The organism is Actinomycetota bacterium (assembly GCA_019347675.1).
Taxonomy (GTDB): Bacteria; Actinomycetota; Nitriliruptoria; order Nitriliruptorales; family JAHWKO01; genus JAHWKW01.
On the sequence record JAHWKW010000008.1, the window covers coordinates 15,331 to 35,774 of the forward strand.

Annotated in this window: 21 protein-coding genes and 1 other RNA gene; 6 read left to right on the top strand and 16 right to left on the bottom strand. The window is 71.3% G+C overall.

From position 1 onward, the window contains the following. The first annotated feature begins 32 nt into the window (after window positions 1–32). The gene (locus KY462_06605) at window positions 33–173 is read left to right on the top strand and encodes a hypothetical protein (protein MBW3577397.1); all 141 of its coding nucleotides are present in this window, start codon (window positions 33–35) and stop codon (window positions 171–173) included. 96 nt (window positions 174–269) lie between these two features. Further along, complete coding sequence (locus KY462_06610) at window positions 270–2,135, top strand: copper resistance protein CopC/CopD (GenBank protein MBW3577398.1); 1,866 nt, start codon at window positions 270–272, stop codon at window positions 2,133–2,135. Between the two features lie 1,116 nt (window positions 2,136–3,251). Here the strand turns inward: KY462_06610 and KY462_06615 are convergent. The 4 genes from KY462_06615 to KY462_06630 form a co-directional block, all read right to left on the bottom strand. Continuing rightward, window positions 3,252–3,512 carry a glutaredoxin family protein gene (locus KY462_06615; GenBank protein MBW3577399.1) on the bottom strand — a complete coding sequence of 87 codons (261 nt, stop codon included), beginning with the start codon at window positions 3,510–3,512 and terminating at the stop codon, window positions 3,252–3,254. Next, entirely contained in the window at window positions 3,512–4,135 is a 624-nt protein-coding gene (locus KY462_06620) for a redoxin domain-containing protein (protein MBW3577400.1), read from the bottom strand. The genes KY462_06615 and KY462_06620 overlap by 1 nt, the downstream gene beginning before the upstream one ends. Window positions 4,136–4,196: 61 nt before the next feature. After that, the gene (locus tag KY462_06625) at window positions 4,197–5,150 is read right to left on the bottom strand and encodes a cytochrome c biogenesis protein CcdA (protein MBW3577401.1); all 954 of its coding nucleotides are present in this window, start codon (window positions 5,148–5,150) and stop codon (window positions 4,197–4,199) included. 39 nt (window positions 5,151–5,189) lie between these two features. Next, on the bottom strand, window positions 5,190–5,594 hold the full coding sequence (locus KY462_06630; protein MBW3577402.1) for a DUF2933 domain-containing protein: 405 nt from the start codon (window positions 5,592–5,594) through the stop codon (window positions 5,190–5,192). Between the two features lie 143 nt (window positions 5,595–5,737). Between KY462_06630 and KY462_06635 the strand changes: the two genes are divergently transcribed. Further along, a complete protein-coding gene (locus KY462_06635; protein MBW3577403.1) occupies window positions 5,738–6,691 on the top strand; it encodes a prolipoprotein diacylglyceryl transferase in 954 nt (317 codons plus the stop codon). A 708-nt stretch (window positions 6,692–7,399) separates the two neighbouring features. Here KY462_06635 and KY462_06640 read toward each other — a convergent pair. The 3 genes from KY462_06640 to KY462_06650 are packed head-to-tail and all read right to left on the bottom strand — an operon-like array spanning window position 7,400 to window position 8,376. After that, the gene (locus KY462_06640; protein ID MBW3577404.1) at window positions 7,400–7,753 is read right to left on the bottom strand and encodes a hypothetical protein; all 354 of its coding nucleotides are present in this window, start codon (window positions 7,751–7,753) and stop codon (window positions 7,400–7,402) included. Beyond that, on the bottom strand, window positions 7,750–8,028 hold the full coding sequence (locus KY462_06645) for an SHOCT domain-containing protein (protein ID MBW3577405.1): 279 nt from the start codon (window positions 8,026–8,028) through the stop codon (window positions 7,750–7,752). Before KY462_06645 ends, KY462_06640 begins: the two co-directional genes overlap by 4 nt. Before the next feature lie 60 nt (window positions 8,029–8,088). Continuing rightward, window positions 8,089–8,376 (bottom strand): hypothetical protein, encoded by a 288-nt coding sequence (locus KY462_06650; GenBank protein ID MBW3577406.1) that lies wholly within the window; start codon window positions 8,374–8,376, stop codon window positions 8,089–8,091. A 299-nt stretch (window positions 8,377–8,675) separates the two neighbouring features. Between KY462_06650 and KY462_06655 the strand changes: the two genes are divergently transcribed. Further along, entirely contained in the window at window positions 8,676–9,581 is a 906-nt protein-coding gene (locus tag KY462_06655) for a hypothetical protein (protein MBW3577407.1), read from the top strand. 231 nt (window positions 9,582–9,812) lie between these two features. Here KY462_06655 and ssrA read toward each other — a convergent pair. The 6 genes from ssrA to prfB form a co-directional block, all read right to left on the bottom strand. Further along, window positions 9,813–10,170, bottom strand: a transfer-messenger RNA (tmRNA) gene (gene ssrA, locus KY462_06660). Window positions 10,171–10,319: 149 nt separating this feature from the next. Beyond that, window positions 10,320–10,808, bottom strand: coding sequence for an SsrA-binding protein SmpB (gene smpB, locus KY462_06665; GenBank protein MBW3577408.1), 489 nt, complete (start codon window positions 10,806–10,808; stop codon window positions 10,320–10,322). 35 nt (window positions 10,809–10,843) lie between these two features. Then, on the bottom strand, window positions 10,844–12,073 hold the full coding sequence (locus tag KY462_06670) for a peptidoglycan DD-metalloendopeptidase family protein (protein MBW3577409.1): 1,230 nt from the start codon (window positions 12,071–12,073) through the stop codon (window positions 10,844–10,846). A 212-nt stretch (window positions 12,074–12,285) separates the two neighbouring features. Next, a complete protein-coding gene (gene ftsX / locus KY462_06675; GenBank protein MBW3577410.1) occupies window positions 12,286–13,179 on the bottom strand; it encodes a permease-like cell division protein FtsX in 894 nt (297 codons plus the stop codon). Between the two features lie 28 nt (window positions 13,180–13,207). Then, window positions 13,208–13,894 carry a cell division ATP-binding protein FtsE gene (ftsE, locus tag KY462_06680; protein MBW3577411.1) on the bottom strand — a complete coding sequence of 229 codons (687 nt, stop codon included), beginning with the start codon at window positions 13,892–13,894 and terminating at the stop codon, window positions 13,208–13,210. A 149-nt stretch (window positions 13,895–14,043) separates the two neighbouring features. After that, window positions 14,044–15,160, bottom strand: a protein-coding gene (gene prfB, locus KY462_06685) for a peptide chain release factor 2 (protein MBW3577412.1) whose coding sequence is annotated in 2 segments (ribosomal slippage) — window positions 14,044–15,090 and window positions 15,092–15,160 — 1,116 coding nt in all. Because the reading frame shifts where the segments join, the coding sequence is not laid out codon by codon here. Between the two features lie 333 nt (window positions 15,161–15,493). Here prfB and KY462_06690 point away from each other — a divergent pair. Further along, entirely contained in the window at window positions 15,494–16,276 is a 783-nt protein-coding gene (locus KY462_06690) for an alpha/beta hydrolase (protein MBW3577413.1), read from the top strand. A gap of 20 nt (window positions 16,277–16,296) precedes the next feature. Here KY462_06690 and KY462_06695 read toward each other — a convergent pair whose 3' ends face one another. The 3 genes from KY462_06695 to KY462_06705 form a co-directional block, all read right to left on the bottom strand. Then, window positions 16,297–17,301 (bottom strand): alpha/beta hydrolase, encoded by a 1,005-nt coding sequence (locus tag KY462_06695; GenBank protein ID MBW3577414.1) that lies wholly within the window; start codon window positions 17,299–17,301, stop codon window positions 16,297–16,299. A gap of 22 nt (window positions 17,302–17,323) precedes the next feature. Continuing rightward, complete coding sequence (locus KY462_06700) at window positions 17,324–19,537, bottom strand: DUF11 domain-containing protein (protein MBW3577415.1); 2,214 nt, start codon at window positions 19,535–19,537, stop codon at window positions 17,324–17,326. A 69-nt stretch (window positions 19,538–19,606) separates the two neighbouring features. Then, window positions 19,607–19,927 carry an antibiotic biosynthesis monooxygenase gene (locus tag KY462_06705; GenBank protein MBW3577416.1) on the bottom strand — a complete coding sequence of 107 codons (321 nt, stop codon included), beginning with the start codon at window positions 19,925–19,927 and terminating at the stop codon, window positions 19,607–19,609. Window positions 19,928–20,011: 84 nt separating this feature from the next. On the opposite strand from KY462_06705, the gene KY462_06710 reads away from it, so the two are divergent. Then, window positions 20,012–20,425 carry a hypothetical protein gene (locus tag KY462_06710; GenBank protein MBW3577417.1) on the top strand — a complete coding sequence of 138 codons (414 nt, stop codon included), beginning with the start codon at window positions 20,012–20,014 and terminating at the stop codon, window positions 20,423–20,425. Window positions 20,426–20,444: the final 19 nt, after the last annotated feature.

Genomic DNA, 20,444 nt, shown 5'->3' on the forward strand with positions numbered 1-20,444 from the left:
GGCCGCCGGGCTTCGGGCGACGAGCAGCTGCCGTGCTCTCGGACGCGCAGCTGGCGCAGCTCGGATCGGCATTCGGGTTCACCGTCGTTGCGTTCGACCGTCACAACGTCGTCGGTCAGCTCGGCGATGTCGTCCTCGGGCTGGCGGGCGTCTCCTTGGCCAAGAGGAACTGAGTGCGCCCATGGCGCGAGCCCGGGCGGGGAGTCGCCGATGACCGAGTCGTTGGTCGCCGCGCTCGGCGAGGGATCGCGGATCGGGCCCGTGCTCGGTTGCTGCCCGTCGTCTGCACGGCCCTGGTCATCGTCGCTCTCGGCGCCATGCCCGCTGCGGCGCACTCGTTCCTCGCCGCCACGGAACCGGCCGCAGGTGCCAGACTGGCGGAGCCCCCTGGAAGCGTGTCGCTGCAGTTCAGCGAGCAGCTGGCCGGGGACGCCACACAGCTGACGGTCCGCCGCGACGGGGCGGACGAGCTCAGGCTTCCCGCACCGGCCCTCGAGTCGGCCTCCCGAGTCGTGCGCACGCAGCTTCCCGACCTCGAGCCGGGGATCTACGTCGTCTCGTGGCACGTGGCCTCCGCGGTGGACGACCACCGGACGGCCGGCGAGTTCGCCTTCGCCGTCGGCGTGGATGACGCCGTCCCAGCCGCCGTCTCCCCAGCCCCGTCCTCGACGTCGACGTCGTCGCTGCTGTCGACCTGGCTGTTCTTCGCTGGTCTCGCCACCGCGGCCGGCGGCCTCCTCGGACCGCGCCTTGTCACCGGCACCGCGGGAAGCGACCGGCTGCTCGCGGGGCCCGGCTGGTTCCGCGCCGGTGCGGCGGCAGCGCTGGCCGCCGCGCTGCTTCGTGCCGCGGCGCCGGATGTCGCCGTGGACCCGGTCCGGCTCGGCGTCGTGGCCACGTCGCTCGTCGCCGGGCTCGGGCTCTCAGCACGCCCACCGTGGATCGCCGGCGGTGTCCTGCTGACCGCCGCGGCCGCGTGGGCCACCGCGAGCCACGCGGCTGCGAACGACGGGCTGGCCGGCGCCGCGCTCGACCTCGCCCATCTCGGGGCGGCAGCGCTGTGGGCAGGCTGCCTCGCCTACCTCGTCGCCGTCCTGTGGCGCACGCCCGCCGGTCACCGTCGCCAGGTCCTGGCCGGAGCGTGGGCCTACTCCCGGCTCGCGGCCGCGACCGTCGGTGTACTCACCGCCAGCGGCATCGTCGCCGCGGTCCGCCTCGTCCCGTCCCTCGACGCCCTATCGACGACCGGCTACGGGCAGGTCCTGCTCGTGAAGTCGGCGCTGCTGGCCGCGGCGCTCGCTCTCGCCCTGCTCGCCCGCCGCCGGCTCCTGCCTCGCCAACGCACATCGCGGCTGCGCCACGTCACCTCCGTCGAGGCGGTAAGCGTGATCGGCGCGCTCGCCGCGGCGGCGCTGCTGGTCAACCTTGCTCCCCCGGCACCGGTGCAGCCAGTCGACCACCTCCTGGGGCCGGCACCGATCCAGGGGCCGACCGCCCGGGCGGCCGGACTCGCCGGCACGCTCATGATCGACGCCAGAGCCGGCGACGGGCGCATCGACCTGGAGGTGCTCGGCTCGGCTGGCGGCTTCGACGGCGCCTCCCTGAGCGCCACCGCACACCTCCCCAACGGCACAAACGTCGACCTGCGTCCCCGCAGCTGCGGCGCCGGCTGCTTCACCCAGGAACTCGACCTGCCCGAAGGCGACACCGTCGTCAGCGTCGTCGCCGACGCTCCCGACCGTGACGGTGGAGGCCTCGACCTCACGTTGACCTGGCCGCCAGCACCCGAGGAGCCCGATCGCTTCGACCGGATGGTGACCACGATGCGGCAGGTCGACACGGTTCGCATCCACGAGGACGTACGCAGCGGTCCGGATCGGCGCACGCCGACCGACGCGACCGGCGGCGGGCTGGAACTGGGCGGCGAGAAGTTCATCGACCTCATGCCCTACGCCGGTGGCGGAGTCACCGACGTCCGCCCGCGTGACGACGGTTCGTTCTCCTTCTACCTGCCCGGCTCACGGATGCTGTTCACCGTCTGGCTGGACGGCCACGGCCGCATCGCCCGCCAGGAGATCGTCAATCCCGGCCACATCATCGAGTACGTGATGCGGTACGGGGACCGCGATGCGTGACGCTGCCGGACGATGTCAGGCTCTTCGGGCGGGATGCGCGGCCCCGCGGCCGGCCGCTGCTGACGCTGGTCACGTGCGCACGCGCTTCAGCGCCGCCAAGAGGCTCCTCGTCTTGACCGAGCTTGCCACCGGCTCATCGTGAAAATTCCGGGTGACCGAGTTCGGTCCGCGCCGGGCCGCTGTGGCGGGGACTCATGAAGGCACTCCGCTGGCTGATCAGTGCCGACCACAGCGTGCATGATGGCATCCCGGCTGGTCGGTGTGCATGCACGAACACGACCCGCGGCAGTTCACCGGGACGGAGGAGTTCTCCAGGCCGCTGTACCGCGGCAGCCTGACCAGCGAATGGATCCCGGCGCTTGAAGGGGTCGAAGCGAAGCTGCGGACGGGGGCTCGAGTCGCTGATGTCGGTTGCGGCCACGGCGCCTCAACCATCGTGCCGGCCGAGGCCACCCCAGCTCGAGCTTCGTCGGGTTCGACTACCACGACGCCTCCATCGAGACCGCCCGCAAGCGGGCGGCCGAAGCCGGCGTCCAGGCCGGGTCAGCTTCCAGGTGGCCTCGGCGAAGGACTATCGGGGTGACGGCTATGACCTCATCTGTTTCTTTGACTGCCTGCACGACATGGGCGACCCGGTCGGCGGTCCTGCTCCCACGGCTCGGGCCGACCATCGCCACCGAGCAGGTCCATGAGGTCGCTGCGGCGGATCGGGATGAAGCTCTGGGGCACGCTGCCGGCGGCCATGTTGCAAGGACACCCGCTTGCTCCGCTCGCACAGATCCTCCGTCGACGTCCGTCGCTACCGTACCGACGGCCTCGGAGGAGGCTTTTGAGTTCATCGTGCGGGGCTGGCGCCGCGCACCCTTGACGATGAGACCTCGCACCGCGGAGCATCCACCGAGCCTCCGCGCGGGTTGTCGGTAGCGCTGGGCAGACAGGATCAGGTCGTCGTGCTCCTCCTCGCACGTCACGCACCACGACGCCTAGAGGTTGATCACGAGCACTTTGGCCGCCCAGATTCGGTAGGGCCAGCCACCGTCCCCAGGGGAGCGCGTGCGGCCGCTGCTGCGGCGGGTCCGTTGTTCGGAGGCCGTCGGCGCCGCGGCTCATGGCTACCTACCTCTGCGCGACGGTCCGGCGATCGAACTCGCGGCGCACCCTCCGTTCGGATGGCCGCCCGTAGGAGACCGGGTCACTGTCGACCACGATGCCCGGGGGGAACAGCACGCCGGCGTCTCGGGCGAGCGCCTCACCCTCGGGCGAGCCGAGGTCGACCTCGCGGACGGTAAAATCGTAGTCGGCTGTGAGCCGGTCGAGCATCCGCTTGGCGTCGTCGCAGAACGCGCAGTGCTCTTGGGTGAGCAGGACGACCTCCACTACGCGCCCTCGCTGTCGCCGTTGAGCCCGGCGCGCAGGTCGTTGAGCAGCGCGTCGACCGGCAGGTACATCCAGTAGTCGGGAGCGCCGCCGTAGTCGGCGCGCCAGACGATGTCGCCTTCCGGGCCGACCACGACGAAGCTGTGGCCGTTGTGGCTGCCGCCCATCATCCCGTACGCGAGCGTGTCGTAGGCGGGCGAGACCTGCTTGTCCACGTCGGACAGCACGGTGGAGGTGATGCCCTCCAGCTGGACCTTCTGGCCCAGCGCGCCGAGGGGGTCGGTCGTGATGGTAACGATCCGGTCGATGCCGAGCTGCTCGAACCGACCCCAGTGCGACTCGATCTCGGTGAGCTGGTTCCAGCAGGGCTGGCACATCAAGCCCTCCTGGAAGTACAGCAGTACCGTCTCGCCGCGCGCGTCGGCGAGGTCGAAGCTGCCGCCGCTGGCTGCGGGCAGCTGGATCGGCGGCGCCGGCTCGCCGGCGCCCGGTTCGCCGACCTGGTAGGTGAAGCCGCCAGGTCCGGTCTGGGCCCCGGCCGCGTCGCCGCCGCCGGGACCGCTCCCCAGGAAGATCGCAGCGGTGACCAGGCCGACGATGCCGGCGACGACGAGCGCGGTCAGCCAGCGGCGGCCGGAGCGCTGTGGCTGCTTCGTCCCGGGCCGCCTGCGGGTCCGGGCGCGGTTACGCGTCGATGTGGGCACGGGTCGTCTCCGGGTTGTCGGTGTCGTCCGCCGCGGCGGAGCAGGTCGGTGCGTCGGTGGAGGCCAGGTCGGCGTGGGTGCGGGTCTGGCGCCACGCCAGCCGCCCGAGCGCCGCGACTGTGCCGACGAGTGCGAGCGCGGCTGCCCAAGCCGGCACCCAGCCGAGCGCGTCGGTGACGGCACGACCGGCGCGCTGCAGCGCGACGGTGAAGTTGGCTTGCCAGCCGGTGGCTGCGGGCATCGCCTCGCCGGCCACGCCGACCCAAATCATCCCGCCACCCATCAGCGCGAGCAGCACGCCGCTGGCCAGCGCCGAGCCGCTGAGGCTGCGCCGGAGCGGGCCGATGCGCCACGTGAACGTGCGCGGCTTGAGCAGGCGTGCGGCCCGCTCGCCCCAGCGGTCCCAGGCCAGCGCCAGGACGAACAGGGGCGCGACCATCCCCAACACGTAGGCCAGACCCAGACCCGCGCCGGCGGCGAGACTGCCGCCCACGCCCGCCAGCGCCACGACTCCGGCGAGCACCGGCGCGCAGCAGGCGCTGGCCACCCCCGAGAACGTCCCGAGCGTGTACACGCCCCACGGTCCGGTCCGCCCTGCCGGGGCGCGGCCGGGCATCGGCAGGCGCAACTCACCGCCGACGAGCGTGTAGGCGGCCAGCGCCAGCACGATGACGCCGCCGCCGACGTAGACGTAGGTGTGGCCCTCGACGAGCAGGCGGCGCAGCGCGACCGCACCGAGCGCGAGCGGGAGGATCACTGTCGCCACGCCGGCGGCGAACAGGAACGTCATGCCCACCAGCGCGCGGCGGTTCTGCACCGAGCTGGCGAAGTAGGCGGGCAACATCACCGAGAAGCAGCACGGCGCCAGCAGGGCGATGGTGCCGGCGACGACCGCGGCGATGGCGGAGCCGCCGAGGAGGACGCTGGAGTCCATGGACGGACCTCGAGAAGACGGGCTGGCGCGGCCTGCGGGTCAGCGGGGCGGTGCGGTGTCGGCCGGGACGTCGGAGGCGGTCGGCACGGTGGAGCCCTTGGCGGTATCCGGAGCGTCCTCGATGTTGTGGGCGGGTGGGCCGTGTCGCTCCCAGGCGGGGTCGGCGGTCGCGGCTGGTGTCCCTTGGGCGTCGTCACCGGCGAGGGGCAGCGCGAGCTGACCGGCGGGCACCGTCGGTTCGCCTGTGGATCTGGTTGCCCCGGTGGATTGCGCGTGATGCTGGCCGTTCATGCCACCCATGGCCTTCATCATGAAGACCATGGACAGCGGGCAGATCGCGATCAGCAGCAACGGCATGGCCGCGCCGATGGCGCCGGGCGCGAGCCACCAGATGCCCAGCCCGACCGCGGCGAGGCCGGCGACGACCTTCTTGTTGATGCACATCCCCAACACCTTCACGGCGCCCTCCGCGTGCTCGTGCCGGCCGGCTCCCCCGGGCGGATGCTACAGGTCAGTAGTACGCCGATATGCTACCGACCCGTCGTAGCAGCGTCACCCACGCCGTCACCACCACGCCAGGAGATCCCGTGGTCCTCGCCGCCCTCGAGTGGCCGATCCTCGAGCGCATCCCCATCGTGGGCGACCTGGCCATCTCGCCGCACGGCATCGGCATCGCCGCCGGCTTCCTGCTCGGCGCGTGGCTGATGATCCGACGCGCCCAACTGCGCGGTCTCGGGGTCGAGGTCGAGGACGTCTCCCAGGCGGTTCAGGACGTGCTGTTCCGCGTCGCCATCGGCGTGATCGTCGGCGCGCGGCTGTTCTACGTGGTCAACCACCTCGACGTCTACGCGCGCGACCCGCTGCAGATCCTGATGATCTGGCACGGCGGGCTCACCTTGCTCGGCGGCATCGCCGGCGGGGTGATCGCGGCGCTGCCGCTGGTCCGCACCCGCGGCTACCGCACCGCGCTGCTGATGGACTCGGCGGCGGTTGGGTTCACCGCCGGCCTGGCCGTGGGCCGCCTGGGTGACCTGGCCATCGGCGACCATATCGGCGCCCCCGCAGCCGGCTTTCCGCTCGCCTGGCGCTGCACCGGCAACTGGTGGGTGGCGGCGACCAACTCGTTCGGCTACGTCCCGCCCCAGTCCTACCCGCTCCAGGCGGCGGTCGCGCCCACCCAGGGTTGCTTCGCCGAAGCGGTGTACCAGACGGCGCTGTTCGACGTCCTGGCCGGCGCGCTGCTGTTCGCGGTCCTGCTGATGCTCGAACGGCGGCCGCGGTTCGACGGCTTCTTCGTCACCGTGTTCGTGTACGGGTACGGCCTGTCGCGGCTCGCCACAGACTTCCTGCGTGAGGACCGCCGCTACCTGGCCCTGACTGGTTCGCAGTGGGCGGTGCTCGCCACGCTCGCGGCGCTGACCGCGTGGCTCCTGCTCCGGCGACCCTGGAAGCGAGCCGAGCGCGCGTGGCGCCCGCCCTTCACCCAGCCGCCGGTCCAGGAACCGACCGACCGAGGAGAGCCGATCGATGCCCGACCGTAGAAGCCCCGTCCGCCCAAGGCCATCCGCCGCGCGAAGCGGCCCGACCCTCGCGCCCGCGCCGCCCGCACCAAGCACATCGGCTGGGCCCTGGCCGTCCTCGGCCTCGTGCTGTTCGTGTCCGGAAGTCTGGGTGCAAGCCTCGGGATCGTCATCCTTCCCTTCGACCAGCACCACGTCATCGGCCAGTTCGGCGGAATCGTTCTGGCCGTCGTGGGCGTCAACGTGGCCACCAGGGACCGCTGACACGTGAACGATCGACGCGCCGTTTGTGGGTCGTCGCGGTTGACGAGTAGCCCGCGCCGAGGTCGCCCGGTTCGCCCGCGGCGACGGTCGTCGTCGTCGGAGCCGCCGAGCCGACGTCGGACGTGGCGGTCACCGTCGCCGCGGTGGCCGGGGCTACCTACACCGGCGGTTGCTGGCCCTGCTTGGCGTTGTGATGCCGTTCATGGCCTTCATCATGACCACCATCGACAGTGGGCACATCGCGAGCACTAGGACCAGGAGCGGCAACGCCGCTGAGATGGCCTCGGGCGTGAACACCCAGATACCGAGACCGACGGCGGCGAGCCCACCTACCACCCACTGTCGATGCACGTCCCGAAGACCTTCATGGCCCCTCCGTATCGCTTGACGGCCGTTCGCCCGGGGATGCTACACACGCGTAGTAGGTTTCGGCTATCCACCCGCGGTAGCGCGGTGGCCGGCAGGTCACCCGGTCACGTGGCGCGCCGGCCCAAGCGGCGCAGCCGGCGCCAGTTGGTGACGACGACGCTGACGGAAGAGAACGCCATGGCGGCGCCGGCGATGATCGGTTGAGCAGCCCACGGCCGCGAGCGGGATCGCGGTGGTGTTGTAGCCAGCGCCCACAAAAGGTTCTGGAGGATCGTGCGGTTGCCGCGACAGGTCGATGGCGGTCACGACGCCGTCCAGCGCGTCGCACATGAGTGTGAGATCGCTCGACTCGATGGCCGCGTCGGTGCCGGTTCCGATGGCGATCCCCTGCCCAGCACGCCGTGGCCGCGGATCCGGTTGCCTCGTCGTCTGGCCGCCCGCGAGCGTCACTCGCTGAGTGCGCGACGACGCTGCGCGAACTCCTCGTGATCGATCTCGCCTCGCGCGTAACGCTCCTCGAGGATGCCCAGCGCCCTGGAGCCTCCGCCGTCGCTGCCTCGACGGGCGGGGCCACCACCACCGCGCGGATCGCCCGCTCCGTCGCGGACGGCCCGAACGAGCAGCCACACCCCTGCGACGACGGCGGCGATGAACAGCAGGGTGACCAGCAGCATGAACAACATGAACACCCAACCCATCCCGTTCATCATCCCGTCCATCGGCATGTCACGCCCCTGTCGTCGTGCCCGGTGGGCGGCGGGCTGGAAGCATCCGGGCCGCGCCGCTCACCGTCCCATCATGCCGCCCATGCCCGAGCCACGGTCGTTCATCATCCCGCCCATCATCCCGCCGTTCGACATGCCCCGCATCATGTTCGACATGCCACCCATGGCGTCCATCATCCCGGCGCACTGATCCATCATCTCGTCGACGCCCTCGAGCTCGTGCATGCGCTCGGCCGTTCCCTCGCCGTGCATGGCGTCCATCATCCGGTGCATCACGCTGTGGGAATCACCGTCCGAGGCGCCTGCCTGCCCCGCCCAGGCATGCGCCGTCGCGGGGATGGCCGCCAAGAGCCCGAGTCCTCCGACGGCGACCAGAGCGATCCCAGCGACCGCCAGTTTCAGGCGGCGGAGCCCCGAGAGAGCGTGGCGTGAACGTCGCATCCGTTGACCTTCCATCGGTTCGCCGGGCCGCACCATATACTACCGTCGAGTAGTGGTCAGACTGTCGTGGACAGACTCGTGGCGTCGCGAGCTCGTGGCGTCGCGAGCGCGCCCATATCCTACTGCCGCGTCGTAATCGAGAGCTTGGAGCCAGCGGGCCGCGCGGCGGTCCGACACAGGCTCCCACATCCAGGTGAGGAACTGCCGTGAGCGTCATCCGAGGGACAAGGCCTTCCACCGCTCGACGGCGCCCGGTGACGCTGGCACTGGTCGCGTTGTCGACGATGTTGCTCGCGGCGTGTGGCTCACGGGTCGAAGAGGGGGAGGTTCTGCCCGCAGCGCCGCTCGAGGGCGAGGATCCCGGTCTGGCTCACGTCCACGGGCTCGGCGTGAACCCGGCCGACGGCCTGGTCTACGTCGCGACCCACTTCGGCCTGTGGCGCCTGTCGGGATCCGGAGAGCCAGAGCGCGTCGGGGAGTACTTCCACGACCTCATGGGCTTCACGGTCGTGGGCGAGGACCATTTCCTCGCGAGCGGACACCCGTCCGGCGGCGACCTGCCGCCACAGCTCGGCCTGATCGAGACCACCGACGCCGGCACGACCTGGCGCAGCGTGTCGTTACTCGGGGGCGCCGATTTCCACGCGCTGTCGGCCGCGCACGGGAAGGTCTACGGGTGGAACACCGCGGACAGCGCCTTCATGGTCAGCGACGACGGCCGCGACTGGGAGGAGCGCAGCACCGTGCGGATCCTCGACTTCGCGGTCGCGCCAGACGACCCCGACGAGGTACTCGCCACGATCGCCGAGAGCCGCGGTGACACGTCGGTCGCACGCAGCCGCGACGGCGGGCGCACCTGGGAGGAGATCGACGCCCCGTCACTGGGACGGCCCGCATGGCCGGATGGTGACGTCGTCTGGGCGGTGGGCGTCGATGGCGTGTTGTGGCGCAGCGAGGACCGTGGCGCCATCTGGGAGGAAGGCGCCTCGCTGGGTGGGTTCCCGGAAGCCTTCTTCGCGCACGAGGACCGGCTCTACGTCGCGGCGGGCGGGGTCATCGCACTTTCCGAGGACGAAGGCGAGTCATGGGACGCCCTCGTTCGTTACGGGTGAGCTGGCGACACGGTGGGACGGATCCGGGTCGACGGCCCTAGAACCGAACGACCCCGCGACACCGGGTCGCGGGGTCGCAGGCTCGACCTTCACCGATCGCGGGGCAGAGCGGCCCTTGAAGCGATGACGCGTGGACAACGCCGCGTTGAGGGCCCTTGCGGCCTTCATGCAGGCGGTGCCCTGCCCGGTCAGGCCCTTGGTGGCCCGTCGCGGGTGCGTTCTGGCGGCGTCTGGTGGAGCTGCCGGGAGTCGAACCCGGGTCCCGCAATCCCGACGCTGAGGCTCTACGAGCGTAGGTTCCGGATCAGGTTCGGGATCCGGTGCTCCGGAGCCAGGCAGCTCTCGGATCCCTAGCCACCTGCGGTTTCCCGGCTGACCCGGTGGCCAGGTCAGCCGGTCGAGCCCTGTTTCTGATGCCGGGATCTCCCTACAGGGCGTCAGGAGTCCGACAGGCGGACCTTCTTAGGCCGCCACCGCCAGGTTTTGGTCGGCAGTTGTTGGTTTCCGGCGCGGATTAACGAGGCAGCGTCGGCTCCTCGGCTCGCTCCCCGGGCGCCGGCTAAGACTACGGTCGAAGCCGTTCAGCCCCAGGTCTCTTACGTTGTGGGCCGCTCTGCAGTTGTCAACGATCGGCGCAACGGCCAGATCGGCCGGCACGCACCAAGCGTAACGCCACATGGCCCGGCGGTGTTCCGCCCCACATCGCCGTTCGGTCAGCCGAACGTCCGGTCGCGACACCTACCGCCGGCCATGCTGCTTCAGGGCCCGCTCGACCTCCCGCTGGGCGTCGCGGCGGGCCACGTCCCGCCGCTTGTCGTGCTTGGCCTTGCCGCGTCCGACGGCGAACGCCAACTTGGCGTACCCGTCGCGGAAGTACAGTTCGGTCGGCACCAGGGCGCTCCCCGTCTTGTGGAACTCGCCGACCAACCGGTCCAGCTCCCGGCGTGTGAGCAGCAGCTTGCGCGGCCGGGTGGGGTCGTGGTTGCGTCGGTGGCCGTACTCGTACTCGGGGATGTGTGCCTGCATCAGCCAGGCTTCGCCCGACTCGTCGATCTTGACCCACGCCTGGGCCAGGGAGGCCTTGCCCTGCCGCAGGGACTTGACCTCGGTGCCCTCGAGGACCAGGCCGGCTTCGTACCGGTCGCCGAGGTCGTAGTCGTAGCGAGCCCGACGGTTCACGGCGACCGTGCGGTCGCCGTGACTGCGTTCGCTGCTGGACCCTGACACGACCCGAGGCTACCGGCGAGCCCCTACCGCGCCCGTCAGTACCAGCGCATCGGGTCCTGGGGCTCACCGCCCACGCGGACCTCGTAGTGCAGGTGCGGCCCGGTCGAGAACCCGGTGGAGCCGATCTCGCCGATCTTCTCGGCTCTCTTGACCAGCTGCCCCGGGGACACCGCCAGCCGGGACTGGTGGGCGTACAGGGTGGCCAGCCCGCCCCCGTGATCGATCACGACGGTGAGGCCGTACCCGCCGCGGTACCCGGCCCCGACCACCAGGCCGTCCGCCGCCGCGACGATGGGTTGGCCGATGGGCCCGGCGATGTCGACGCCGGCGTGGAAGCGCTGGGTCCCGAAGATCGGGTGGGTACGCCATCCGTACCCCGAACCCGGGCGCCCGTCGGTGGGCCAGGCCAGCGTACCCGCACCCGGTGCAGCCCCAGCGCGCCACTGCGAGCGGCGCAGCTCCGCCGCGAGCCGGTCGGATTCGGCTTGCAGTGTGCTGACGAGCTGCTCGTGGCTCTCTCTGCTCGCCTCCAGCTCGGACAGCGTCTTGGCGCGCTCAGCCCGGTCCGCGGCGACGCGCTCGGTCAGCGCGCGCTGTTCCTGGGTCAGCCGCCTGACCTCCGCCTCCGCCTCCGCAGCGGTCTGGCGCTGCTCCACCGCGTCCTGCCGCATGCTGTGGACCTCAGCGCGTTGCTGGCGGACCTCCTGCGTCAGCGCGGAAACCTCGTCGATCAGCGCTTCCTCGAAGTCGAGCGCCGAACGCACGTAGTGGTAGCTGGTGACGAAGTCGCTGAAGTCCTGGGCCTGCACGAAGGCGTCGGCGTATGAGACCGTGCCGTACTTGTAGGTCGCAGCGACGCGGCGGCCGAACCGACGCTCACGCTCCTGCAGCTCGGCGACCACACGCTCGAGCCGTTGGGTCTCGGACTCCAGGCGGACGGTGAGCTCCGCGGTGCGGGCGGCGGCCGCCAAGTGCGCGTCGCGGGCGGTGCCCAGCTGCGTGTGGAGGGCGGCGAGCTCTCGGGAGGCGGCAGCCAGTTGCGTGTCGATGACCTGCAGTTGCGCGGCCACGGAACCGACCTGCGCCTCCACGCTTTCCAAGCCGGACCGGGCGCGGTCGAGCTCCTCGCGTGTCTCACGCAGGTGCTCGGCGGTGGGGGACGACGGCTGGCCCATCGCGGCGGTCTGCGCCGTGACGATCACGGCGGCCGCGAGCGCCAGGCGCCACGCTCCGAACCGCGTCAGCCGACCGGCACGGCGCGTCACCACACGAACCTCCTCCCCACGCCACCCGAGCCACACGGCCACACACGAGGTCATGCGAGCCACACGGTAACACACGAATAACAGGCTCTATCGCCGATCCACAGGCGGGCTGCGGGCGCGGGTAGGTATCGACCGCGTGGGGGGGTTCCTTGACGCCGTGGACGGGGTGACCCCGGCGCAGCCTCAACTGCGGGACTGCAGCGTTCGAGACGTCAGACGTCGAGGAAGCGCCGCAGCGCGACCATCGACGACATCCCCGCGATGACCACACCTGCAGCCAGCAGCACGGGACCGACCCGCACGGCCTCGTCCAACCCGATGAACGGCATGAACCTGACGGTGGCGCGCAGCGAGGAAGCGATCGCCGGGACCGTCAGGAGGAGCACGACCCAGGCCAGGAGCGCCCCGACCAACCCCGCGAACACGCCCTCGAGGACGAACGGCAGCCGGATGTACCAGTTGGACGCGCCGACCAGCTTCATGATCCCGGTCTGTTCGCGGCGGGCGAAGGCCGCCACGCGGATCGTGTTCACGATCAGCACGCACGCCGCGCCGAGCTGGACGATCGCCACGACCAGCGCCCCCATACGGACCTTGTCGATGAACGCGAAGATGGGGTTGAGCGTCTCACGCTGGTCAACGACCTCTTCCACGCCCGGACGCGCCTTGAACTTCTCGTAGATCGCGCTGAACTGCTGGGGGTCGACCAGCTTCACCCGGAACGACGCCGGCAGGGCGTCCTGCGTGACCGACTCGACGAAGTCGGGCTGGTCCTTGAACATCCGCTTGAACGACTCGTAGGCCTCGGCCTTGGATTCGTAGAAGACCTGAGCGACCAGCGGATCCTGACCGAGATCCGCGCGCAGCTGCTCCTGCTGGTCGGGGGTGATCGGGTCGCAGTTACGACCGTCGCACAGGAAGATCGACAGCTCGATCTTGCCGTACCACTCGTCGGTGGCGACCTCGACCTGGTCCTGGAACAGCATCGACGACCCCAGCAACGTCAGGGAGACGAACACCGACAGGATCACCGCGATCGTCATGAGCAGGTTGCGTCCGAGGCCGTTGATGGCCTCCCGCAACAGGTAGGTCAGGCGTGGACTCACCGCGCTCGCTCCCTGGCTGGGTCCCTGCTCATCCGCCGTAGCCGTACACGCCCCGCGACTGGTCGCGGACGACGATCCCGCCCTCGAGTTCGACCACGCGGCGGCGCATGGAATCGACGATCTGCTGATCGTGGGTCGCCATCACCACGTTGGCACCGGTGCGGTTGATGCGGTCCAGCAGCTTCATGATCCCGACCGACGTGTGCGGGTCGAGGTTGCCGGTGGGTTCGTCGCACAGCAGGATCCGGGGGGCGTTCACGAACGCTCGCGCGATCGAGACCCGCTGCTGCTGCCCACCGGACAGTTCGTGAGGCAACGCGTCGCTCTTGTCAGACAGCCCGACCAGCTCCAGCACCTCAGGGACCCGCTTGTTGATGATCTGGCGTGGTTTGCCGATCACCTCCAGGGCGAACGAGACGTTCTCCACGACGGTTTTGTTCGGAAGCAGCTTGAAGTCCTGGAACACGAAGCCGATCTCTCGGCGGAGCAGCGGGACCTTCCACCGCTTGAGCGTGTTCAGGTTCTTTCCGGCGACGTAGATGTCGCCTTCATCGGGAAGCTCTTCGCGGGTCAGCAGACGCATCAGCGTGGACTTGCCCGACCCGGACGGGCCGACGACGAAGACGAACTCGCCCTTACCGATCTCGAGCGTCACGTCCTTGAGGGCGACGATGCCGCCCTTGTACGACTTGGTGACGTTGCGCAGCGTGATCACAGGTCAACCGTCTGGAGAGGGACACGACGTGGGGGCCGCGGCGGCGCAGGGTAGCACCGTCGCCTCACGTCGACCGCAGAGGCCACGGTCACCGACGATTGATCCGCACCCGCAGTCGATCCTGTCGCACAGGTGCGGTGACCCGCTGGTCAACCCGTCGCACGTTCCGCGGCGCGACGCCGCAGCTCCGCTTCGATCAGCTCGTCGAGCGCCCCGTCGAGCACCGCGTTGATGTTGCCGGTCTCGTACCCGCTGCGCAGATCCTTGACCAGCTGGTAGGGGTGCAGGACGTAGCTGCGGATCTGCGAGCCGAAGCCGACGTTCTGCGTCGCGCCGCGGAGCTCGTCGAGGGCGTCCTGGCGTTTCTGGCGCTCCAGCTCGGCGAGCCGGGCTTTGAGCACCCGCAGGGCGACCGCCTTGTTCTGGTGCTGCGACTTCTCGTTCTGGCACGACACGACCAGGCCGGTGGGAACGTGGGTGAGGCGGACCGCCGAGTCGGTGGTGTTCACGCTCTGCCCGCCGGGCCCCGACGACCGGTACACGTCGACGCGGATGTCCTCCTCGGGGATGTCGACCTCGGCGTCGACCTCCGGGATCTCCGGGACCACGTCGACCAGCGCGAAGGAGGTCTGACGCCGGGCGTTGGCGTCGAAAGGCGAGATCCGCACCAACCGGTGCACCCCGTGCTCGGCCTTGATCAACCCGTAGGCGTCGCGACCGCGCACGGTGAACGTCGTCGACTTCAGACCGGCTTCCTCCCCGAACTGCTCGTCGAGGACCTCCACGTCGAAGTTGCGCCCAACCGCCCAGCGCAGGTACATGCGCTGCAGCATCTGTGCCCAGTCCATCGCGTCCAGACCGCCCTCGCCGGCGTGGACCGACACGATCGCGTCCGAGGCGTCGTGCTCGCCGGACAGCAGCGTGGCGATCTCGAGGCGGTCGAGCTCGGCGACCAACGCCTCCACGCCCTTGGCGACCTCCGCAGAGGCCCCCGCGTCGTCCTCCTCCTGCGCGAGTTCCTCGAGGACCTCGAGATCGTCGACGGTGGCGGTCAGGCGGTCGACCTGGGCGAGTTCATCCTCGAGGCGCGACAGCGCCGTGGTGACCTGGCGGGCCCTGTCGGGGTCGTCCCACAGGTCGGGCGCGACGGCCCGGTCCTGCAGGTCGCCGGCCCGCGCCCGCTTGCCCGGCAGGTCAAAGGTACTCCTTGACGTGCTCGAGGCGGCGCCGCAGCTCGGCGATCCGGTCTGCGTGGGATTCGGGCATGGTCGACTCCTGGTCCTGCGTGGGGTCGCCGCGGCGGCGGGGCCACCACCCAGGGTACCGGGGGCGAAGATGGAGCCGGAGACGCGGCAGAGATGATGCCCTCCCCTCAAAGAGCACCCGCTCGGCAGCCTCTCCGGCTCTCGGTCCAGGTTCGACGCGGGCACGTCGGCCTCCTGCCCCTGCCGGGCCAGGGTGCGCCAAGCGCACATGCTGTCATCGAGGGCGCGCGAAGACGGGCGACCGGTGGCGCCCCCAGGGAGGCACGGCGGGACCACCGACGCGGGGCTGCGCGACCGTGGCGCCGCTGGCAGGATGGGTGGGGGAGGTCACGCTGTGCCGTACATCGACATCGAAGGGACCCGGTTGCACTACCGCAGTGCCGGGCAGGGGCCGCTGGCGCTGCTGATCCACGGCTTCCCGATGGACTCGACGTTGTGGCTCGATCAGCTGGAGGCACTGGCGTCGCTCCGCCGCTGCGTCGCCCCGGACCTGCGCGGCTTCGGCGCTTCCGACCCGACCTCGGCTGCGGTGCTGACCATGGAGCGCCACGCCGACGACGTCTCCGCGCTCGTGGCCGAACTGGGCGACGGCGACGGCCGTGCTGACCTGGTGGTGCTGAGCATGGGCGGCTACGTGACCTTCGCACTGTGCGAACGCCACCCGGAGGTCGTCCGGTCGTTGGCATTGATCTCCACACGCACCGAAGCCGATGACGAGCAGGGCCGTGCCCGCCGCGACGACGCGATCGAGTCGGTCGTCGCCGAGGGGCGGGGCGCCTTCGCGGACGGGATGCTCGGGACGCTGCTGGCCGCGGACGCCGACGCCACACCCCGCGCACGGCTACGCACCATGATCGAGGGCACGCGCGTGGAGACGATCGTGGCGGCCCAGCGCGGGATGCGTGAGCGCCCCGACCGCACCCACGTCGTGGAGGGGCTCGAGCGGCCGATCGTCGCCATCTCCGGACGCGAGGACAGCCTCACTGGCCCCGACACGATGGGGCCGCTGGCGCAGCGGGTCGGCGCACGTCTGGAGGTCGTCGACGGGGCCGCGCACCTGCCCCCGATCGAGCGACCGGAGGCGGTGAACGACGTCCTCGCCGCCTTCTGGTCCTAACACCGGGTTGAGCGCACGCGCTATGCGGCTTCGCCGGCGGCCAGGACGGTCGCGGCGAAGTGCCAGCTCTCGCGGATGTCGGCGACGACTTGGCGCAGCTGCCGGAGCGTCGGCGCGAAGTCGACGTGGGTGAACAACCGCACCTGGTGGGTACGGGCGTCGGGGAACGCGCGCTGCAGGCGGGCCAGCTCGGCGGGCGGGATCGTGGGATCATCGACCGCGTGCGCCAGGATGATCGGTGCGCGGACGTGTCCGGCGACGCGCACGGGCGACAGCCGCTCGACCAGAGCGGGGAACGGGGCGGGCAGGCGCGCGATCAGGTCCGCCACCGCAGCCGGGTCGTCGTTGTCCACGAGCGCCCGGACAGCGGCCTGGTGGTCGGGGCACGCTCCGCCGAGGTAGGCGCTGATCGTCTGATCGAGGCGCGCCTTCAGGATGCGGGCGACGCGCTGGTGGCCCGACCACAGGTGGGTGCGGCCGTCGACGATGCTCGCCCCGGTGGTGACCGCCTGGATGAGTCCGGTGAGGTCGCCGTACGCCCCGAAGGTCGCGACCAGGTTCACGCGGTCGCTCAGACGGGGATCGGCTGCGGCCAGCAGCGCGAACGACCCGCCGAACGAGAAGCCCAGCAGCGTGACACCGCGACGCACCGCCGGGCTGGCGTGGAGGGCCAGCACCGCGCGCACGAGTCGTTCGACGTCGGCCTCGGTGATGCGCTGGCGCGGCAATTCCATCGCGGGCACGAACACGACCCGACCGCAGCGGGTCAGCGCGTCGGCCAGGCGGACCACCCGCGGATCGTCGGGGCCGCGGGGGGTCACGCCCGCGGCCAGGACGATCGCGGGGGCCGGGCCGCCGGGCGGGATCCACAGCTGACCGGTGACCTCGGGGGGGCCGGGAGCCAACACGAGGTCGTGGCGGGTCACCGCCGTCCCCACCGGCCGGCGCGGCCCCAGCGCCCACAGGAGCACCATCGCCGCACGGATCCACGTGCCGACGCGAGGGCGGGGATGGTGACCGCTCATCCGCCCGCCGGTCTCGCGCCTGTCAGGGCCGCAGCGCCGGCCAGCTCGAGATCTCGATCATCGCGACGCCGAAGGCCAACAGGCACAACGCGATCACCAGCGCCTCGCGGGGATGGTCACGGGCCCCGGTTGCCGGGAGCTGCCCGGGCGGCGGGGCGCCGGATGCGGTGATCGGGATCGTCACCGCGGTGCTGGCCGGCTGGTCGACGTCCGCGGTGGTGATCGTGGCGAGGTTGATGATGGCCGCGCCGGGCGCGGCTGAGGCGACCCGCAGCGACTGCTGCACGACCACGACCTGGCCGGGGGCGAGGTCGCCCAGGGCGAGCCCGTCCGCCAGGGGGTTGCGACCGTCGGCGACGTCGGCCACCGCCGACCCGTCGCGCGACGTGCTGGCCGGGACGTAGTCCAGACCTGCCGGCGTGGGGTCGGTCAGAGCCACCTGCCGGGCGGTGGCCGCCCCCAGGTTGGCGACGGTGATCGTGAACGTGACCGTGTCGCCGGGCGCGGCGGCGGCGACGCTCGCGGTCTTGGCCAGGGTCAGCTGCGGGGCGCCGCCGGCCACGACCGCGATGGGGTGCGACACCGTCCCGGTCACCGGGACGACACCGGTCGCGGTCGCGGTGGCGACGTTGCGCAGCGTCCCCGCCGCGGCCGGGTCGAGGCGGACCCGCGCGGTGACGGTCCGCGCCGTCCCCGGCGTCAGATCCCCGAGCGGCAGCCCGGCGGCCAGCGCAGCGGCGCCGTCGCCGACCTCCACGCCGTCCAGCGTCACAGCCAGCGCGGTGGTCCCAGCCGGGAACGGGTCGGTCAGGACCACGTCGTGGGCGGTGGCCTGCCCAGCGCTGGTCACCACGATCGTGTAGGTCAGCTCCGCGCCGGGAGCGACCGGCTGTCCGCCCGGTGGCTCGGCCCGTTTCTCGACGGTCAGGCCGGGCAGGAGCTGGCGGACGGTGGTGGGGTCGCTGGCGCGGTCGTTGTCAGGATCGAGATCTCCGGGCGTCGCCACGGTCACCGTGTTGGTGACGCCCGGCACGGCCGCAGCTTCGGGGCGGACGGTGACGGTGATGGCACTGCTGGCCCCGGCGGCCAGCGGGCCGGGCGTCGTGCAGGTGATGTCCTGGCCGGCGACGTCGCAGGTCCATCCGGCGCCGGCCGCAGCGACGGGGACGAGCCCTGACGGCAGCGGGTCGCTGACGGTGAGCGCGCCGAGGGTGGGACCGGACCCGGCGTTGCTCACCGTGATCGTGTAGTCGGCGGGGACCCCGACCGTGAAGTCACCGGTGTGGGTCTTGGCCACGGCCAGGTCCGGGGGCGCCACCGCGGTGACGGTGATCTGCTCGACCCCTGGCGTGGCGGTGTTGAAGTCGGCGTTGTAGTGGTAGCTGCCGCCGGAGATGTCCAGGATGGTCTGCATCATGGTCGCGGTCCCTGTGCCCACGATCTGCACGGTGTAGACGGTGGTGACCGTCCCTCCGACCCGCCCGCCCGCGTAGTTGGGCGGCCCGACGCACGACAGGTAGTCGGACGACGTCGGGTCGCTCTCCCAGCCGCACGCGTCGGCGTAGATCCGATCGTTGGTGGCCCCGGACGGGGCGCCGTAGGTGACGTCGACGTCGAGGATGCGGAAGATGGTGTTCGGGAAGTCGAGGAAGACCTCCAGCTGTGGGAAGCCCTGCGGGGAGGTCGCAGCGACCGTCTCGTACTGGTACGTCTGGCCGACCACGACCTCGGTCGGCCCGGTGACGGCCGTCGCGTCGTTGCGGTTCTGCGACAGGATCGGCTGCACGAACAGCTCACGGGGCCTGGGCGTGCTGACCGTCCCGAGCCCATTGCCGGTCGCCTCGATGTGGTAGCCACGGGCGGTTCCCCTGGCCGCCGGGTTGCGCGCCACGGCCACGTCGTAGTAGGCGTCGGCGCACTGGCCCGGGGCCAGGTCGCCGAGCGCGAGGGTCGGCGTGCCGCGCAGCGTGACCAGAGGGTTGTCCGAGTCCCACACGAAAGCGGTCGACACGCCGGTCGCCGCGGCGTCGCCGGTGTTGCACACCCGCGCCCCGACCAGGAACACGTTGGGGCCCTGCGACACGTCGTTGTGGTCCAAGCCGATCACGTTCCACGTCAGCGGCTCGATGCGCAGCGCCGGCGCCGCACTGGCGGCCGGAGCCGCCGCCACCGCCGCGACCACCATGGCCAACAGCACCGCTGCGCGCAGTGCCCCACAACCGACCTCACGCCCCACGTCGTCCCCCTGCCCGCAGGCCACGGATCGTAACCGGCGGATCGTCCGGCTGGGCGGCGGCATGACGTCTCAGCGGTCGTCGGGACGCCCGACCTCCACGACGACCTCGAAGCTCAACAGCTCCGAGCCGGTGGCGGCGGGTCCGTGGCGGGCACTCTGCGCGTGGCCCTTCCGGAAGGCGTCGCTGTCGACCCACGCCAGGAACGCGTCCTCGCTCTCCCACCGGGTGACGACGAAGTAGCGGCCACCTTCGTCGGTGGGTCGCAGCAGGGAGAAGCCCTCGAACCCGGGGAGCTTGTCGACCTCCCCGGCCCGGGCCGCGAAGCGTTCTTCGAGCGTCTCCGCCATGTGCGGCGGGACGTCCAGGGCGTTGATCTTCACGACGCTCACGGCGGCTCCTCGCTTCCAGGATCGCCCATCGTAGGCCGCAGCGGCGCGTCGGCGTCGTGTGGTGGGCGGCGATAGGTTGCTGCCGTGCCTGCAGCGCGGTCCCGCCCCGATCCCGACGCCCACCGCCAGCCGTGGTCGGAGCTGGACTTCGCGACACGCCGTCGCATCGTCCGGGCGGTGAACCGCGGACGGGCGCTGGACGACCCGCACGAGGCAGCGCTGGCGGTCGGCGTCGCACGCAACCAGCAGCGCTTCTGGCGGTGGGCGTGGCTGATCGGCCCGGTCGCCGCGATGCTGCTGCAGCTACGCAGCGGGTGGGTCGCGATGGCATGGAACGCTGCGGTCGCCGGCGTGCTGTTCGCGGTGATGGCGTGGCTGTTCCACCGACGGGCTCGACGCGCCGAGGCCGCCAACCGAGCCGTGACCGACCGGACTCGAAGAGCCCGCCGGCACCTGCCGCGTCGCAAGCACCGCCGCCGGTCGAAGCGACGCCGGTGACCGGGGCTGGGACGCGCCG

Bases quoted from the DNA above. Each gene is read 5' to 3' on its own strand.
- KY462_06625 (MBW3577401.1), bottom strand. From the start codon at position 5,150: ATGGACTCCAGCGTCCTCCTCGGCGGCTCCGCCATCGCCGCGGTCGTC.
- KY462_06630 (MBW3577402.1), bottom strand. From the start codon at position 5,594: ATGTGCATCAACAAGAAGGTCGTCGCCGGCCTCGCCGCGGTCGGGCTG.
- KY462_06645 (MBW3577405.1), bottom strand. From the start codon at position 8,028: ATGCCGATGGACGGGATGATGAACGGGATGGGTTGGGTGTTCATGTTG.
- KY462_06695 (MBW3577414.1), bottom strand. From the start codon at position 17,301: ATGAGCGGTCACCATCCCCGCCCTCGCGTCGGCACGTGGATCCGTGCG.